The sequence below is a fragment of the Acinetobacter baylyi DSM 14961 = CIP 107474 genome, assembly GCF_000368685.1.
GTDB classification, from domain to species: Bacteria; Pseudomonadota; Gammaproteobacteria; order Pseudomonadales; family Moraxellaceae; genus Acinetobacter; species Acinetobacter baylyi.
In genome coordinates, this window is record NZ_KB849628.1 from 1,097,227 (window position 1) to 1,114,381 (window position 17,155).

General features: G+C 37.0%; 12 protein-coding genes, 1 tRNA gene and 5 pseudogenes. 9 read left to right on the forward strand and 9 right to left on the reverse strand.

Translation table 11 applies throughout. The annotated features are described in order from the left end of the window. Positions 1 to 107: 107 nt before the first annotated feature. From F952_RS14440 to gmtX, 4 genes and pseudogenes are all read right to left on the reverse strand, one after another. Positions 108 to 197 (reverse strand) — tRNA-Ser (locus F952_RS14440). A gap of 193 nt (positions 198 to 390) precedes the next feature. After that, positions 391 to 834: pseudogene (locus tag F952_RS14445) on the reverse strand (transposase); the annotation flags it as partial. 105 nt (positions 835 to 939) lie between these two features. Continuing rightward, on the reverse strand, positions 940 to 1,413 hold the full coding sequence (gene greB / locus F952_RS14450) for a transcription elongation factor GreB (protein WP_004929254.1): 474 nt from the start codon (positions 1,411 to 1,413) through the stop codon (positions 940 to 942). Beyond that, a pseudogene (gmtX, locus tag F952_RS14455) lies at positions 1,410 to 1,995 on the reverse strand (gamma-mobile-trio protein GmtX). Before gmtX ends, greB begins: the two are co-directional and overlap by 4 nt. Before the next feature lie 18 nt (positions 1,996 to 2,013). On the opposite strand from gmtX, the pseudogene F952_RS17265 reads away from it, so the two are divergent. After that, positions 2,014 to 2,149, forward strand: a pseudogene (locus tag F952_RS17265) (IS3 family transposase); the annotation flags it as partial. Between the two features lie 135 nt (positions 2,150 to 2,284). Here F952_RS17265 and F952_RS14460 read toward each other — a convergent pair. Beyond that, positions 2,285 to 3,046: an IclR family transcriptional regulator gene (locus F952_RS14460; protein ID WP_004929259.1), complete on the reverse strand. Its 762-nt coding sequence runs from the start codon at positions 3,044 to 3,046 to the stop codon at positions 2,285 to 2,287. A 123-nt stretch (positions 3,047 to 3,169) separates the two neighbouring features. Here F952_RS14460 and F952_RS14470 point away from each other — a divergent pair. Further along, positions 3,170 to 4,329, forward strand: a protein-coding gene (locus tag F952_RS14470; RefSeq protein ID WP_099046170.1) for an IS3-like element IS1236 family transposase whose coding sequence is annotated in 2 segments (ribosomal slippage) — positions 3,170 to 3,404 and positions 3,404 to 4,329 — 1,161 coding nt in all. Because the reading frame shifts where the segments join, the coding sequence is not laid out codon by codon here. A gap of 98 nt (positions 4,330 to 4,427) precedes the next feature. Here F952_RS14470 and F952_RS14475 read toward each other — a convergent pair. After that, entirely contained in the window at positions 4,428 to 5,699 is a 1,272-nt protein-coding gene (locus F952_RS14475) for a CitMHS family transporter (protein WP_004929265.1), read from the reverse strand. Between the two features lie 35 nt (positions 5,700 to 5,734). Then, entirely contained in the window at positions 5,735 to 6,661 is a 927-nt protein-coding gene (locus tag F952_RS14480) for an SMP-30/gluconolactonase/LRE family protein (RefSeq protein WP_004929266.1), read from the reverse strand. Positions 6,662 to 6,895: 234 nt separating this feature from the next. Between F952_RS14480 and F952_RS14485 the strand changes: the two genes are divergently transcribed. From F952_RS14485 to F952_RS14510, 6 genes and pseudogenes are all read left to right on the forward strand, one after another. Continuing rightward, positions 6,896 to 7,834: a hydroxymethylglutaryl-CoA lyase gene (locus F952_RS14485; protein WP_004929268.1), complete on the forward strand. Its 939-nt coding sequence runs from the start codon at positions 6,896 to 6,898 to the stop codon at positions 7,832 to 7,834. A gap of 1 nt (position 7,835) precedes the next feature. Further along, positions 7,836 to 9,035, forward strand: coding sequence for a CaiB/BaiF CoA transferase family protein (locus F952_RS14490; RefSeq protein ID WP_004929270.1), 1,200 nt, complete (start codon positions 7,836 to 7,838; stop codon positions 9,033 to 9,035). Between the two features lie 42 nt (positions 9,036 to 9,077). Next, positions 9,078 to 10,391 (forward strand): MFS transporter, encoded by a 1,314-nt coding sequence (locus tag F952_RS14495; RefSeq protein WP_004929273.1) that lies wholly within the window; start codon positions 9,078 to 9,080, stop codon positions 10,389 to 10,391. A 162-nt stretch (positions 10,392 to 10,553) separates the two neighbouring features. Next, positions 10,554 to 11,849: a DcaP family trimeric outer membrane transporter gene (locus F952_RS14500; RefSeq protein WP_370458613.1), complete on the forward strand. Its 1,296-nt coding sequence runs from the start codon at positions 10,554 to 10,556 to the stop codon at positions 11,847 to 11,849. A gap of 178 nt (positions 11,850 to 12,027) precedes the next feature. After that, positions 12,028 to 12,341: pseudogene (locus tag F952_RS17110) on the forward strand (GreA/GreB family elongation factor); the annotation flags it as partial. 721 nt (positions 12,342 to 13,062) lie between these two features. Continuing rightward, the gene (locus F952_RS14510; RefSeq protein WP_004929278.1) at positions 13,063 to 14,175 is read left to right on the forward strand and encodes an MltF family protein; all 1,113 of its coding nucleotides are present in this window, start codon (positions 13,063 to 13,065) and stop codon (positions 14,173 to 14,175) included. Between the two features lie 76 nt (positions 14,176 to 14,251). Here the strand turns inward: F952_RS14510 and F952_RS14515 are convergent, their stop codons facing one another. Further along, positions 14,252 to 14,635 (reverse strand): SCP2 sterol-binding domain-containing protein, encoded by a 384-nt coding sequence (locus F952_RS14515; RefSeq protein WP_004929280.1) that lies wholly within the window; start codon positions 14,633 to 14,635, stop codon positions 14,252 to 14,254. Between the two features lie 209 nt (positions 14,636 to 14,844). Beyond that, a complete protein-coding gene (gene ttcA, locus F952_RS14520; protein WP_004929282.1) occupies positions 14,845 to 15,750 on the reverse strand; it encodes a tRNA 2-thiocytidine(32) synthetase TtcA in 906 nt (301 codons plus the stop codon). A 579-nt stretch (positions 15,751 to 16,329) separates the two neighbouring features. On the opposite strand from ttcA, the pseudogene F952_RS14525 reads away from it, so the two are divergent. Continuing rightward, a pseudogene (locus F952_RS14525) lies at positions 16,330 to 17,106 on the forward strand (lytic transglycosylase domain-containing protein); the annotation flags it as partial. Between the last annotated feature and the right edge of the window lie 49 nt (positions 17,107 to 17,155).

Consider the following 17,155-nt stretch of genomic DNA (forward strand, 5'->3'; position numbering starts at 1 on the left):
TGACCAGATAACTGACTGTTCTCAAAAATTTAATGTGGGGTAAGTTGAGGGTTAAAACCATAGGTAAAAAATAAGCCCTTGTAAAAACAAGGGCTTATTTAAATATTTGGCGGAAGCGGTGAGATTCGAACTCACGGAGGACTCACACCCTCGTCGGTTTTCAAGACCGGTGCATTAAACCGCTCTGCCACGCTTCCAATGGCGGCTATCATATAAATAAAATGCTAGATTGGCAAATATTTTTATCAAAAAAAGTATTAAGTGTTCAAAATAAAATCAAAATATTCAATATTAAAAAGATTCAGCTTACTGATTGTCTATTTTTTCCTTTATACCTATGTTTATACTAGCGCTCATGATCTTCACATCCACAGCAAACCGCTTAAAATAGCCAAAGAACCAACTCATGGAGCTTTTTCCTCGTGTTGCAATGGCTATTAACGATTTATGCCGTTGTATTCGTCGATTTTTACAGACAACTCATATCGTTGAATTAATCCACAAATAAGAACTCTGTTGATCTTTCATCAAAGCAAAATGCAAGACATGTAAAGCCAGTTGATGCATATTGATCAGATGAATCATGCGTTGATAACAAGGAAGCTGTTTAAACAAATGGTTTTTGTCCAGTTTTAATGAGGTAAAGAAGGCTTTGAAGTTATTGAAATAAAAGCACTTGTATCAAGCGGCAATAAATATAATTTCATAAATACTAAGCTGAGCAGGTCAATGTCTTAGGCGTTGAAAGTTCTGTTTTAGAAATTTCCAATAAATTGATTCGAATTTTAGAAAGAAATCATCAATGATACAGAATAAATGGGTACTATCGAACATAAGAACTAGGGCTGTAAGTTTGGTTTGGTCACTCAATTGATGGATCTAATCTTTCTCTTTTTCAAGTCAATTGCTTATCCGCGATTCGCGGTTAACTATCACCCTTTATTGGTTATAGTTAATTTGGCAGATATACCAGATTTTCTTACCCGTAGGTGTCTGCACTTGAATTTCATCATCTACAGACTTGCCTAGACAAGCCTTCGCTATGGGTGACTGGAGAGAAATATAGTCTTTTCGACCATAAATTTCTTCATCGCCTACAATACGAAATTTAATGATTTCACCCTCATCATTTTCCAATTCGACCCATGCTCCAAAATAAGCTTTCCCATCTTGTTCAGGGCTATACTCAACTTTATGTGCAACTTCAAAAAGTTTGGTTAAATATCTAATTCTACGGTCAATTTCACGCAGCTTTCTTTTATTGTAGATGTAATCAGCGTTCTCAGACCGATCGCCGAGACTAGCAGCCCAAGACACAATTTTTGTAATTTCAGGTCGTTCTTTTCGAACTAAATCATTTAACTCATCTTGTAAGCGTTGATAACCTTCAGCCGTTAATAATTTACGATTCAAGACAAATACTCCAAAACTTTGCGTAAGGCATCCAATGTTGAAACTTTAAAAACAGGCTTACTAGACTCATCTACGAGCTCGCCAAAATGAGTTGGTTTTAGATTCCATTTTTTGAAAGTCTGTAGACAATAAATACTTTAATGCTCGTACTACTTGATCAGAAAACTTAAAAGACCCATCAGGTATCATATTCTTATGATCATAAATATCAATCCTTTGTTTTTGGGGAATGATTTCATGGATCATTTGTTGAGCTTCTTTTAACTCAGATGCCATAATTCGTATAAGCAAATAATGTTTGGGATTTTGCATTTCCTCCATCCACGCATTATCTATTTGTGATGGTTTAAGCAAGTTAGACTTATGTAATGAAGTATCTGCAAAGCATTGAATTAACGCTCTATATTTTTCACCTGTCTTTCTGATGCTTTGCGCTTTAGGAACATCTCGATTAAATCCTAAATTAGCAATCGTACTCACAGAAAAATCCTGAATTCCACGTGGCTGTTGCTCCATACATACCTCATAAACTGCATCGAGTGACTGCTGAATTTTTAGAGATGAACCATATTTTAATTTAATAACTCTTCAGAATTCACAACTATTGAAGATAAGCGGTTATTGCAGTTTATCCGTTCTTCTTATGATGCGAGTTATGGCATCTACGGTTATCGTCGCATTACGCTAGATCTTAAAAAAATTAGGTGAAGATTGTGGACCTAACGATGTGCTAAGGAGATCGTACTCAATGCTCTCCTTCTGGCGGTGTGGCGACGCAGACCTTCTGCATTTTAGAATGGCTTAAAAAGTTAAATATAGTCCCTTACTTTGACAAGCCTTTTATAAAATCTTCGAAATTTTATTTTACAGACTATAGTTGATTTGCGTATGCTGCTTCATAGAGCATCGTATTAGCACCTAATTGCTTTGAAATTGTAATGCCGTACTTCATTAAATGCGGAATATATCCGTTAATAGTTTCGCTAGTGAGTCGTTCAGAAGGCCCTGAAATGGTTAAGGCACCTTGTAAATATTGGCTCCCATCTAGAACAGGTACGGAAAGAGATGACGTTTCAGGATCACGTTCTCCAAAAGAACTTGCCCAATAATTCTCTTTTATTGGTTCCAATCTAGCTTCTATTTGCTGTTTTGAAAATGCAGATAGTATTTTCCCTGAAGCGCCCACGTTCACAGGGAAAACATCACCTTCAGAGATAGAAACCTTGACAGATCGAACTGGCTCTATACGGAATAAGACAACACGGCTCTCATTGTCTAATATGTAGAAAGATGAAGTTTCTCCTGTTTCCTCCGAAATCTTTTCAAGGATAGGATAAATAATATCTTTTAAATTGAAGGAGTTTTGATAAATTCTAGCAAGCTTAAGAGGCATAATACTTAAAGAATAGAGCCCATCAGTATTTTTACGGATATAACCATGTCGTTCTAATGAATTAAGAAGTCTGAGGATAGTACTTTTATAAAGTTTTGTACGTCTTGAAATTTCAGCTAGAGATAGGCTTGGATTCTCAATATCGAATGAAGATAAGATGAGTAAAGCTCTATCTACGGCAGCAACACCTGAGTTCTGCTTGCTATCTGAGCCTAAGTCTTCATTTGATAAATTTGTCATAGAAAAGAAACCTAAAAACTTCCGATAAAATCAACAAGCAGCAGTATAACTTGATCCTAGCCAAAATAATGGACAGTACTTCCCTCTAAAGATAACGTAACGTTAACTTTGGAGATCCAAGAAATGGCCAAACGTTTTAGTCCTGAATTTAAACAGCAAGCAATTGATTATGCACTTTCAAACTCACACGAGCCTATAGCTACAATCGCCCAGAAATTAGGTGTGGGTTATTCAACTTTAGACAAATGGATTCGTGAAGCCAATCCAGTGGGTTCAAGCAAACGTCAACTTTCACCAGAACAACAGCGGATCTTGGAATTAGAGAAAGAAGTCAAACAGCTCAGGGAAGCCAATGACATCTTAAAAAAAGCGCATGTGTACTTTCTGACAGATCATGCCAAGAAAAGTACACGGTAATTCAAGATCTGGATGTGAATGAAGTCACTGTATCTTCTGCCTGTAAATGCCTGGGTGTCAGCACTTCAGGCTATTATGCCTGGCGAAAACGCCAGACCAATCTAGCGCAGAAATATAATGATTTAAAAGCCGTGTATTGGCAGCATCATGCACGATTGGGTGCACCTTCATTGGTACATGACATGCATGATTTAGGTTACAGCATGAGCGAACGAACCGTTGGAAGAATGCTTAAAAAACTTGGTTTACGGAGCAAAATTGCACGTAAATACAAGCATACGACTGATTCAAACCATCGTTTGCCTACAGCGCCTAACTTGTTGGATCGTCAATTTACGGTCAATGAACCCAATAAGATCTGGACAACGGATATTACCTATATCCGTACTAAGCAAGGTTGGCTGTATTTATGTGTGATGCTGGATCTATTCAGCCGTCGTATTGTCGGTTGGCAAACCAGCCATCGAATAGACCGTCAATTGGTGTGTGATGCGTTTCATTATGCAATGGCTCGTCAGGGGTATCCAATGGGTGTCATGGTACATTCGGACCAAGGCTCACAGTACTGTAGTCGTGATTTTAGGGCGCTATTATTGACGAATAACTGCGTTCAAAGTATGTCACGCAGGGGAAACTGTTGGGATAATGCAGTGACCGAAAGCTTCTTTCATACATTGAAAGGTCATATGGTCCATGGCAGTGTGTTTGCCACTCGAAAAGAAGCGAATGCTGTCTTGTTTGACTATATTGAGATTTATTACAATCGAATCAGACGACATTCTACAAACGGCTGGTTAAGCCCAGAAGCCTTTGAACAGAAATATTTCAAGAATTTAGAGGGATTTGTTGTCCACGATACTGTCTAGGATCAACTTTAATTTAAATAGACAAATAGATTCTTGTTTCAGTTTTATAGTAATAAAGGAACGATATACATTTATATATCATCCCATTAGTGTGCTTATTAAATTAGACCGATTAAAATAGCGGCTACATACATGATCATACATGTACCTGTACACCAAAGAATGCTGTTTTTCTGATTTTCAGCATAGTCAACATTCGTTAATGAACAGAGTAAGTATGTTGAAGCTACCATTGGGCTAAGAAGATGAATGGGTTGCCCAATTAAACTTGCAATAGCCATTTCATTGGCCCCCACACCGTAATGTGAAGCAGTTTCAGCCAAAATAGGTAATATGCCAAAATAAAATGCATCATTCGTTAAAATGTAAGTAAAAGGCATACTAATAAACGCTGTAATCGAAGCTAAAAAATTACCTGACGATTCAGGAATAATAGATATTAAATGTTGTGCGATTGCATCAATCATACCAGTTCCAGACATGATCCCGACAAAAATACCCGCAGCGAAAATTAAAGTCGACACTGCAAGGACGCTATCAGCATATTTACCAATTAATTTCTTTTGTTCTGAAAGTTGAGGGAAATTCACGACTAAGCCAATACAGAAAGCTATGATGAACAATGGAGCCAAAGAAATATAACTTTTGATCATCACAAAAATGAGCAAAGCGGTTAAAGCCAAATTAAACCAAGATTTCCATGTTGGAATATTTGGCTCTTCGTGGATTAGCTCTTCATTATGTTCAATTTGATGTATACCTAAACGTTTACGTTCTTTTAGTCCAAGATAAAATGCAACGAACAACACCCACAATAAACCAGCAGCCATCACTGGAATCATTTGTAAAAAGAGTTCTGTTGGATCTATTTTTAATGCACTTGCAGCGCGAGAAAAAGGTCCAGCCCAAGGCAGGATATTCATGACTCCGATTGAAAGTAGGAGAACAGTAGCCATGACCTGTGGTCGGATCCCAATCTTCGTGTATAAAGGTAATAGTGCTGTAGCAACGATAATATATGTTGTTGCTCCATCACCATCCAGCCCGACACAAATCCCTAAAATTCCAGTACCTACAACAATTTTGAGGGGATCACCTTTCACAATCTTTATGATTAATTTAATCAAAGGATTGAATAGACCTGCATCTGTCATCATACAGAAATACAAAATTGCAAATGTGATCATGATTCCTGTGGGTGCAAGCTTTTTAACACCATCTACCATCATGTCGCTGAGTTCAGCACTATGACCAGTAAAGATTGCAAAAATAACAGGAATTAGAACGAGAGCTGTAAGTGCAGAAAGTCGTTTAGACATTACTGCATACATAAATATAGCAATCATGCTATAGCTAAGAAAAACTAACATAAATCAGTCCTTGATTTATCAAAACATTGAAAGACTTAAGAATGTAAGAACATTGGTTTACCAGGATGCTCTAATTCTGTTGTTAGAATTGATCCAGTTGATGAATCAATAATAAATAGTTGATTATTTTTCTTTCCGCCAAAAGCCAAATTGGTAATTGTTCTACCAGATGTGCATGCTTTTATACGGTAGAGAGGTTCAGCGTATTTGTTAAACACCCAAACGCACGCATGACCAGCATCACAAACATAGAGATTACTTTGGTTATCTAAAGCAAGACCATCAGCACCGCTGATACCACCAGCTAAAGATGTAAATATGCCGACTTTTGATGTTGAACCATCTTTTAATAGTGGTAAGCGCCAAATGGCATTACCTCTTGTCATGGCAACAAATAATGCTTTTTCCTCCATATCCATAACCAGACCATTTGGACTCGGTGCATTATTAATAAGGCAATCCAATTGGTCTGACTCGAAGTCATAGCAAAAGACACGTCCTGTAGGATCATGCATTCCAGTTTGACCTTGATCTGTAAAGTAAAGTTTTCCATTTTTCGCAAAAAACAGGTCATTAACGCCTTTAAAGCCTTCACTTTTACGATGGGTTAGAAATGGAGAAATCATTCCAGATTTAGGATCAAGTTTCATTATTCCATTTTTATAATCAGCTATATAAATCATGCCATCGGAATGAATTTTTAGCCCATTTGGCCAGCCATCATACTCTGCGATAAGCAGCCATTCTCCTGATGGTGTGATTTTAAAAATACGACCATAGGGAATGTCAGTTATGTATAAATTTCCTTCAAGATCAAAAGATGGACCTTCTAGAAAAGAAGTAACCTTTTGACCAGGTTTATTTGCTCTCACCCAATCTGAATTTCCATCTTTCCAATATTTTTCAGGAATTTGTGTGAAAACTCTCGTTGAGATTTCCATTGGAGGATTAAATAGGCTCATAACAATACTTCCTTGAACTTAACGTTCTATTGTATAGAACAATGTTCTGTTTATTTATGTTTGATGATTGATTGATCAAAGTCAAGTTTTTTCTCCATCAAATTATTAGATCAAAGTCTAAGCATATTTGTAGATATTATTTATTTGCATTTAAAATAGAATAGTGTTCTACTAGATAGAACTAGACGAAATCTGTTTCTAGGTTTCCACTGTTTTTGCTGGGTAGGTAAAGGTATGAGCAATCAAAAGGACATCGATATTCTGGTGAGTGAGGTAGGCCCTCGCGATGGTTTGCAAAGTATTAAGCAGACTATGCCAACTGATATGAAGAAAATGTGGATTTCAGCTTTATCTGAAGCAGGAGTGCGAGAAATTGAGGTGGGATCATTCGTACCACCAAAATTATTACCGCAGATGGCCGATTGTGCTGACTTGGTTCAGCATGCATTAACTTTAGAAAATGTATTTGTTACTGCGTTAGTACCGAACTTACGTGGTGCAGAGTCAGCATTTAAATCAGGTGTTCAAAAAATCACAATTCCTGTTTCAGTAAGTGAACCTCATTCTTTATCCAATGTAAGAAAAACTCACGAACAGATGTACTCAGAGGTTGCATCAATCGTTGCATTGCGGAATGAGCAATATCCGAATGTTTTGATTGAAGCTGGATTATCGACAGTATTTGGATGCACGATCCAAGGGATTGTGACTGAAAAAGAAAGCTTATTCATGGCCAATAAAATGGCTGCCTTAGGTATTGATGAGGTGGGTTTAGCAGACACTGTTGGATATGCCACACCGTTACAGGTCAAGAGTCTATTTAAACAACTGAAAATTGAATTAGGAAATATTGCAGGTAGTGCACATTTTCATAATACACGCGGACAAGGCTTAGCGAATGTGCTTGCAGCCTATGAGGTAGGAGTGACAACTTTTGATGCCTCTCAGGGCGGAATAGGAGGATGTCCCTACGCTCCTGGTGCATCAGGAAACATTGTGACTGAGGACCTTGTTTTTTTACTCGAAAGTATGGGCCTCCGTACAGGTATTGATATTGAAAAGTTAGTTGCCGCTAGAGAGTGGTTAAAAAAAGCATTACCAAATGAACCGCTATATGGATTCATCCCTGATGCGGGTGTAGGTAAAGCTTTTAAATATGCAAAGGATATGTGAAATGAGTATTGAAAAACCAAATAATCTTCCGCTATCAGGTATTCGTGTACTTGAATTTGTTCATATGGTTATGGGACCAGCATGTGGATTAATGTTGGCTGACCTTGGAGCCGAGGTTATTAAAATTGAACCAATACCTCAGGGCGATAATACACGTCGATTAATGGGATCGGGTGCTGGTTATTGGATGACCTATAATCGAAATAAAAAGAGCCTTTCAGTTGATATTAAAACTGAAAAAGGAATGAATCTTGTCAAAGAGCTGATTGCTACTGCCGATATTGTGATTGAGAATTTTCGTCCAGGTGCAATGAAAAAACTAGGCTTAGATTATGAAGGTGTCAAAGCCATTAAGCCTGACATTATTTATGGTTCTATGAAAGGCTTCTTACCTGGCCCTTATGAACATCGAACTGCACTTGATGAAGTTGTTCAAATGATGACAGGTCTAGCTTATATGACGGGTCCTGTGGGTCGACCTTTAAGGGCTGGTGCTTCTGTTAATGATGTTATGGGTGGAATGTTCTGTGCTTATTCAATTCTTGCAGCCCTATATCAAAGACAATTGACAGGCGAAGGACAATTTGTCGAAACAGGATTATTTGAAAACTCTGCATTTTTAGTAGCGCAGCATATGATGCAGCGAGCTGTAACTGAAAAACCTGTTGCACCAATGCCAAATCGTGTTTCAGCTTGGGCTGTATATGATGTATTTAATACGCAAGGCAATGAGCAAGTATTTATTGGAGTTGTTACCGATTCTCAATGGTTAGCTTTCTGTGAAGCCTTCGATTTGAATAGTCTTAAAAATAACCCAGATTATGCTCTAAATAATCAAAGAGTTAAAGCAAGAGATGTAATTTTGCCAATTATTCGAGATGCATTAAGTGCGCTTGAAAAGTCAAAAGTGATGGAACTATGCGAACAAGCTGGGTTACCGTTCTCACCAATTCAACGTCCAGAAGACTTATTCCATGATAATCACCTAAATCAGTCAGGTGGTATGGGTGAGCTCAAACTAGAAAATGGTAAGCAAGTCAAAGTGCCCTTATTACCTTTTACAATGAATGGTCATCGATTTGGTGTACGTGAGAATGTGCCTCAAGTTGGTGAGAATACTGTAGAAGTGCTTACATCATTAGGCTATGGCGCTGCTGAAGTACAGCTTTTAACTGAAACTGAGATTATTAAATGTAGCTAATGATTGGCTATTTAATTTGTGTATTATGCAAGGACTGCATATATGAATACTTTAAATAAACTCCCAGATAATTGTAATTTGTCTCATCAAGAGGCTTGTGATCGTGCTATTAAGAAAGCGACTTTGCGCTTTATTCCATTGTTGGCTTTAGCATATTTTTTCAATTATCTCGATCGTACTAGTGTGGGTTATGCTGCACTACAAATGACTGACTCCCTTGGATTAACTGCCGCTCAGTTTGGTCTAGGGGCTGGAATCATGTTTATTGGTTATTGCTTATGCGAGATTCCTAGTAATTTGGCAATGTATAAATTTGGGGCTAGAGTTTGGATGGCCCGAATTATGATTACATGGGGAATCGCAGCGGCGGCTACGGCTTTTGTTGTTGGCCCTCATTCTTTTTATATTGTGCGTTTCCTGTTAGGTGTTGCTGAAGCAGGCTTTTTCCCTGGTGTAATTTTCTTTTTGACAATTTGGTTCCCACTACAGTATAGAACGCACATTCTTGCATTGTTTACGATTGCTACACCAATATCATTTTTGGTAGGTGGTCCATTATCTATTTGGCTTTTAGGTTTTCATGGTCATTTAGGGCTTGAGGGTTGGCAATGGATGTTTTTGATTGAAGGTTTACCAGCATGTATTCTTGGGGTAATTACTTATAAAGTGTTAGTAAATAGTCCTAAAGAAGCAAAATGGCTAACAGATGAAGAACGTCATGCATTGATGACATCATTGTCAAATGAAATGAAAACTGGTGCAAGTAAGCATAACTTTAAAGAAGTATTAAAAGATGTAAGAGTTTGGATTTTAGGATCAATTACTTTTAGCTTTACTTTAGGTACTTATGGGATTGGCATTTGGTTGCCTCAAATGCTTAAGGCTCAGGGTGTTGAATTGAGCTTGATTGGTTGGATTGCGGCTATTCCATACTTCTTTTCTACAATTGGATTACTTTTTTGGGCAAAACATGTTGATAAAACAGGTAAACCAATTAAAAACCTTGTTATCGCACTTTTAATGGCTGGTATAGCATTATTGGTCGCTATTAATTTGTCAGGTTTAGTCCCTGCCTTGATTGGTATTACCATTGCACTTGTAGGTACTATTTCTGCAAAAACCATATTTTATACACTACCTGGAAAGTTTTTATCAGGACAAGCCGCAGCAGGCGGCATTGCTTTAATTAACTCAATTGGAGCTTTCGGTGGGTTTGTTGGACCATTCTTAATGGGCTATTTAAAGACTGCCACCAACTCATTCAATAGTGGTTTCATGATTATGTGCAGTATTTTGTTCTTCGCAGTATTCATGACTTTAGTATTAAATTTCTGTATGAAAAAAGAATCAACGTAATTTCAGATTATTTTCAATCTCTTACCTTACCGCCTTTAATCCTCATTCTCAGCTAGAGGCGGCTTTTTTAATATAAAAAGTATTTTTCTATTGATTAATAGGATTGTACTGATTCGTCTAAAAATTGGTCAGGATGACTAAAAAATCAAGGAAAAGTGAATGATGAAAATCACACTCAAACAATCTATGAATGATTTAACAAAAGTATTTTTAAGTGTATTGGTGTTTTCTCCTGTAATGGTACATGCAGGACATATCGATGATGAAGTTAAAGCGCTCAGAGCGGAAATTTTAGAGTTAAAAAAAATCGTGCAACAGAAGGATATTGATTCAGAGAAAAATATAGAAAGAATTTTTTCCCAAACAGATGAATTACCTACCCGTTCTACACAACCACAGAAATTAAATTCTGTACCAGTATTTGTTAATAAATCAGGCGCTCGTGTAAAACTTTATGGATTTATTCGTGGTGATGCATCTTATCAATTTAAAGGTGGAAATGGTATGTTCAACCGAATAAACAAAGTTGAACTAGATGGAACTCATAATAATGAAGATCGCTTTTATAGTACCGTCACAACGAGCAGACTGGGGTTAGATTTTAAGAGTGAACAAGAGGATCAACCCATTTCTGGTAAGTTAGAGTTTGACTTTCGAGGAGGATCAAATAACGATACGGTCAGAATTCGTCATGCCTATTTAAATTATAAAAATCTTTTGATAGGTCAAACAACGTCTACCTTCTTGGATACCGATAACAATCCAGCCATGCTTGATTTTGGATCACCACTCGGTATAGGCACTAAACGTACACCGATGCTTCGTTATTCAGATAACTTAAATGCTCAAACTAAATTATTTCTTGGATTAGAGCAAGGTCAAACTGACAACCGACTACCGTCCTTTATTACAAAATTAAAATATCATTTTTTAGATGATAAGGGTTCTGCTTCGATTAGAGGTACGGCTCAAGAAGTTAGATCACGTGAACTCGATAATGCGACTGAATTCAGTTGGGGCATTGGCGTAGGTACCAATTATAAAATCACTAATGATTTAGAAATAAATGTAGATTATTCACATGTTAAAGGAGATTCCACCCTCCTTCTATACACTAACTCAGCATACAACTCAGAGCAAAATCAAAATGACATTAATTTGAATGAATTTGATGCATTTTCTATAGGTCTTAGTTATCAAATTAATCCTAAACTCCAGAGTACAATTGCTTATGGAGCTATGTTTTCCAATGATAGTAATGAGTTTGCAAAGATAGCAAAGAATAAGGCGGACACTGCCCAGAATAAAGCGTTACAACAAGGATGGATAAATTTTATGTATTCGCCAATAACACCTTTGACATTTGGTATTGAATATATTTATGGTGAAAGAGAGACTTATACGGGTGAGAAAGGTAAAGATAGTCGTTTAAGTACTATGGTGAAGTATAGTTTTTAATCATATAAAATTTAAATAGCATGCTGGTTTTGAAGTAAGGCCAGCATAGCTATACATGATGAATGTACTATTTAATATGAATTACGTATTGTTTTCAAATTTAAAAACTCTTCACTGATAGATTTTGAACAGAAATACTGAATCAATAGTATGTTTTATGATAGGGTTACAAGATCACTATAATAAAAAACTACGCGAAATTGACTGTAAAATTAGATATTTAACTAAATTATTCGAAGTTGCACATAAGGTTAAGTCTAGTCCTGAGCAAGATGAAAAAGCTTATTTTGGCGTATAGGTTGAACTATAAAACGATGATGACGAAAAAATTAAATTTCGTACTGTAGGTAATGAAGAGATTTATGGGGTAAAGATTATATTTCCTTGCCCCCCTATGGCAAAAACCTGTTTAGCAAATCGGTGAATGATGAAGTACACGTTCAAACACCAACAGGTCGAAAAATCTGGTATATCAATTCAATGGAATATATTCAAAGCTATAAAACTCGTACTAAGCTTTTATTATCTACAATCATAAAACTAGTTTTTGATTCATTAATATTTTTATCACCAGCGTTTTATTGACTTTTTAGATTCAAAATTGCTCATTTTTACTCCCAAGATTTTTGCTATTCTTTGCCTTATTAGAAATAATGAATAGGCTTTTTCCATTATATTGTGAACACTATGTAACGTTATATTTAGAATAAAAAACAAACAGTAAAATTTAATATTAATTAGCACAATCACTTTATAGCATGGCTACCTTGAACTCATTTTTATGAGGTTCAAAAGTTGCACAATCTAGCTTTATTTTTATCTTTTTTAGACGTGTATTTAAGCAAAAATTCACGATAAATCCACACTCAAGTACAACAATTCAGTTACAAGCTGTATCACGCTATTCTATTTTTTAACACATGTAAAGTGTATAAATTTTCTTCTCTTTTTAAATCATTGAGTTAAGCAGTATAGGGTGTATTTTTTGACCTAAAAATTTGACATTCGGTTTTTAGGGAATTATTATTCGCCCTTCTTTTATTTTGGTTATTTTTTATACTTTGTAGTTTTTCTACATAGTTTTTTTTAGTTCCATGTCATCATGAATGACGTCATGACTGCCCATCCTCTTTGGATTTACCAACTTGAAAAGAATTTTGACTGCTCTTAGTCGGAATTTTTTTGGGCGTAAATTATCTGTAGCGGAGACAACATGCACAGTAGTTCAACTTCTGGGTCGAGGCTTGGCCTAGACAATTTTTTTACTTCTCTCCCATTGAAAGCACTTGTATTGAGTACTGTTGTGTTTCCGTTTCACAGTATTAATGCGAGCAAAGCCCATCAGTATAACTCGGTGGTCAACAGCAATACCCTGACTGTCGTTGCAGTTGAATCTCCAACGACAGTTTTTAAAGATGGTGAGTTTATTCATGGTTTTGGCTATGATCTTGCCAGAAATTATGCGCAAACTTTAAACGTTAAGTTAAAGTTTAAAACGGTTAAAGATAATGCAACTGCATTAAAATGGATTAATGAAGGACGAGCAAATTTTGCGATGACAACTGCCGATTTTCATAGTGTTGAAAATAAGCAATTAATTTCATTTTCGGCAAGTTGTGGTGCGGACACGACGCTCCAACAAAATGGTTTAAATACTGCATTAAATTGGGTGTTTAAATATGCCGATGATCCATTAACACAAACGGCAAGTAGCTTTGTCTGTCAGAGTAAGCAGAATGGAGCCACACAACAGTTGGCATCGTTTTACAACCGAAATGTGGTTAAACCAGAATCATGGGATATTATCCAGCGTGATTTAGGTAAACGTTTACCGGTATACAAGGCAAGTTTTAAACGAAGTGCCGAGCAATATAATCTTGACTGGCATTTGCTTGCTGCAATTGGCTATCAGGAATCTTATCTCAAGCCAGATTCGGTTTCACCTACAGGCGTACGTGGCTTGATGATGCTGACTAACAACACTGCACAGGCGATGGGTGTCAGTAATCGTAATGACCCCACTCAAAGTATTCAAGGTGGGGCCAAGTATTATGATTTAATGCTTAAACAGTACGAAGATATTCCCTATCCAGATCGGAACTGGTACGCCTTGGTTGCTTATAATATGGGACCAGGTGCTGTTGCACAGATTCAAAAGCGAATTCAGTCTGAAGGTAAAAATCCAAATCAATGGATCAATCTTTACGACCACTTAAACCGCTACCAGAGTCGTAATGGTCGTTATAAGCAAGCTGTGCAGTATGTAACGCGTATCCGAGCTTATCTTGAGCATATCAAGACTTCTCCACGCTGGGTTGATGTTTAAAACCAATCAGGCAATACAGATATAAAAAAAGCTTACTGCACATGCGTAAGCTTTCTTTACGTCAATCTATCGTGAATTAAGCGGTATGCTCGAGTACACGTTTGAATAGATCTTTTTGTTCCTGGCTCGGTTTTGCAGTCTGCAATGCCATCAATTGAGACATGTCGCCTTGCACTTTAATTTTACCTGTCATGAAGGCTTGCATTGCAGCAGCCATATCAAACTCTAAAAATACCTTACGTAAAGTTTCGGCATCCATATTGAGTGTAGTTTTTGCATTTGGAGAAAGCCCCTTGTGAATTTTTCCACCCTCGAGAGAAACTTCTGTGGTGTTGTCTGCATTTGCAACAACAAGATTAATGGCTAGATTTGCAAGTGCTGGTGGTAAGTTAAGATCACCTGCGTCCGCACTTAATTTTTCAACAGTTTCAAACCAATCATCAGTTAAAAATGCAGGCATGGTTATTCCTCAAGTCAATTTATTCAATTATTTGTGCTGATTGTCCAGACAGCATCATGGTTCAAGCGATGACGCTTTTGCCCTTTTATAGCATGATCTTCAAAATTAAAGTTAACGTTTTTTGTACCTGTCATTCATTTTTTGTTTTTTTTTAATATCACTCGTATAAAAAAAGCGCCAACTTATAAATAAGTTAGCGCTTTGACTGATTAGTCAGCAGCAAAGCTTAAGTTTACGATGTCTAGGCGTTTTTTCATTTCTTCGGGATCTTTAAAATCAAGTTCACGCTGGGAATCAAGTATTTCAAAATCGAATAGATCACGATCTGCCAGTTGAGACGGCGAAACATTTTGCAAGGCACCGAATATGCTATGCAAACGCTTTGGATACTGTTTATCCCATTCACGCAGCATCTCATTGAGCATGGCACGTTGCAGATTTTCCTGTGAACCACATAAGTTACAAGGAATGATTGGGAATTTACGTAAATCTGCATACTTGATAATGTCTTTTTCTTCGACATATGCCAAAGGACGAATCAATATATTCTTTTTATCCGAAGATAATAATTTTGGCGGCATTGCCTTTAAACTACCACCATGGAACAAATTCAGGAAGAACGTGGCAATAATATCATCACGATGATGACCCAATGCTACTTTGGTTGCACCAATCTCTTGTGCAAAACCATAAAGCGAGCCACGACGCAAACGAGAACACACCGCACAATAGGTTTTGCCTTCAGGTGTTAAACGCTTGGTAATGGTATAGGTGTCTTTTTCCAGGATATAGTAAGGAATATTATTCTCTTCCATATAACGTGGTAAAACATCTTCTGGAAAACCAGGTTGTTTCTGGTCAAGGTTAACCGCAACAATATCGAAATTGATCGGTGCAATGCGTTTAAACTGCAACAAAATATCGAGCAAGGTGTAGCTGTCCTTACCACCAGAGACGCAGACCATTACCTTGTCTCCGTCTTCAATCATTTTGAAATCACGAATTGCGTGACCCACTTGACGACGAAGCTTTTTCAATAAGCGATAATAGGCTGAGCTTGTAGGAAGCTCTGGCTTAAAATTAAATCCCTGTTCGGACTCAACTGGCGAGTACATAGATAAACCTGACCCATAAATAAAAATACCGCACGATTTTATATGATTCACACGTGAATCGCACCTAAAGATTATGCAATTCTTATGATTGTCATATTTATGTATCATACTTTTTTGTTAATGCTATTTCTTGGGCATCAACGTCTATTTTTTATCCAAAGTGCTTATATTTTGGACTTTTCCACAGTTTTCCACAAAACCTGTGGATAAATTTGTGGATTTCTATAGGCTTGACAAAGTGTTTTAACGTTAAATTAAGGGTTTTGTTTAAATTGATCATTTTTTGATCAATTATTTTTATAAATCAAAATCAACAACTTAAATATGTCAAGCTCGCTTTTTTAAAAATAATTTTAATTTTTTTTTGATTAAGTTCCAGACAAAACTGCTTGATTTTTTCTGTCAAACAAGTTTTAAATTTTTTAGGCATAAAACTCCCCTTTTAACGTTTTTTTGCTAAACTGCTGAACAAGATGTCACCCCCTTACCAGCGAATAACATAAAATGAAAAAACGCAAACACCTTTCTTTACATTTTATTTTGGCTTCAACACTGTCCTGTACCGCCATGAGCCATGTTTTTGCTGGGCAAATTTTTGTCTATAAAGATAAATCTGGGGGAACTTTACTGACCAATCGTAAAAGTAGTGACCCATCAATGACCAAGGTCAAAGCGACTTATTATCCAGATAGCAACATCCACAGTTATAATAACTGGGGTGCTTCCGAAGCATCGGTTTTGCCAAGCTATAGCAAAAATCGTAATGCGTTTGACCAGATTATTCATCAAGCTTCACAGCGGCATGGCATTTCAGAAGGTCTGATTAAGGCAGTCATGCATACCGAATCTGGCTTTAATGTTTATGCGCGCTCGCCTGTAGGTGCACAAGGCCTCATGCAGCTTATGCCTGCCACAGCCAGACGTTTTAATGTCTCAAATGCCTATGATCCACAGGAAAATATTTTTGGAGGCGCACAATACTTAAGCTGGTTACTCAAACGTTTTAATGGTAATACGCAGCTTGCCTTAGCCGCCTATAACGCAGGCGAAGGCAATGTCGATAAATATGGTGGTATCCCGCCTTTTCGGGAAACACAGGATTATGTACGCCGAGTCACCAGTCGCTATCAAAATCTTTACGCCAGTGGTAACACTGTAAGTGAAAATCTAGCTACACCACAGGTCATTGCTCAATCTGCCAATTATGCTCCAGCGAATAATCATGTACCCGAGACTACCAAGTATTCCTCACAACGGCAAATTATCAGTTTAAGTGAAGGAACTTATACCGATGCACCAAATACCTATGTCACACGTAATGCAACAGCATCTGCCAGAATTCATATTTCAAATTAATACCGATTAAAAACCCCTACATGATTTAACTTAAAAAAAGCTTAAATCA

What these genes read in the sequence shown, in the direction of transcription:
- F952_RS14460 (WP_004929259.1), bottom strand. Translation starts at nt 3,046, where the DNA reads ATGACAAATTTATCAAATGAAGACTTAGGCTCAGATAGCAAGCAGAAC.
- F952_RS14475 (WP_004929265.1), bottom strand. Translation starts at nt 5,699, where the DNA reads ATGTTAGTTTTTCTTAGCTATAGCATGATTGCTATATTTATGTATGCA.
- F952_RS14480 (WP_004929266.1), bottom strand. Translation starts at nt 6,661, where the DNA reads ATGAGCCTATTTAATCCTCCAATGGAAATCTCAACGAGAGTTTTCACA.
- F952_RS14485 (WP_004929268.1), top strand. Translation starts at nt 6,896, where the DNA reads ATGAGCAATCAAAAGGACATCGATATTCTGGTGAGTGAGGTAGGCCCT.
- F952_RS14490 (WP_004929270.1), top strand. Translation starts at nt 7,836, where the DNA reads ATGAGTATTGAAAAACCAAATAATCTTCCGCTATCAGGTATTCGTGTA.
- F952_RS14495 (WP_004929273.1), top strand. Translation starts at nt 9,078, where the DNA reads ATGAATACTTTAAATAAACTCCCAGATAATTGTAATTTGTCTCATCAA.
- F952_RS14500 (WP_370458613.1), top strand. Translation starts at nt 10,554, where the DNA reads ATGAAAATCACACTCAAACAATCTATGAATGATTTAACAAAAGTATTT.
- F952_RS14510 (WP_004929278.1), top strand. Translation starts at nt 13,063, where the DNA reads ATGCACAGTAGTTCAACTTCTGGGTCGAGGCTTGGCCTAGACAATTTT.
- F952_RS14515 (WP_004929280.1), bottom strand. Translation starts at nt 14,635, where the DNA reads ATGCCTGCATTTTTAACTGATGATTGGTTTGAAACTGTTGAAAAATTA.
- ttcA (WP_004929282.1), bottom strand. Translation starts at nt 15,750, where the DNA reads ATGTACTCGCCAGTTGAGTCCGAACAGGGATTTAATTTTAAGCCAGAG.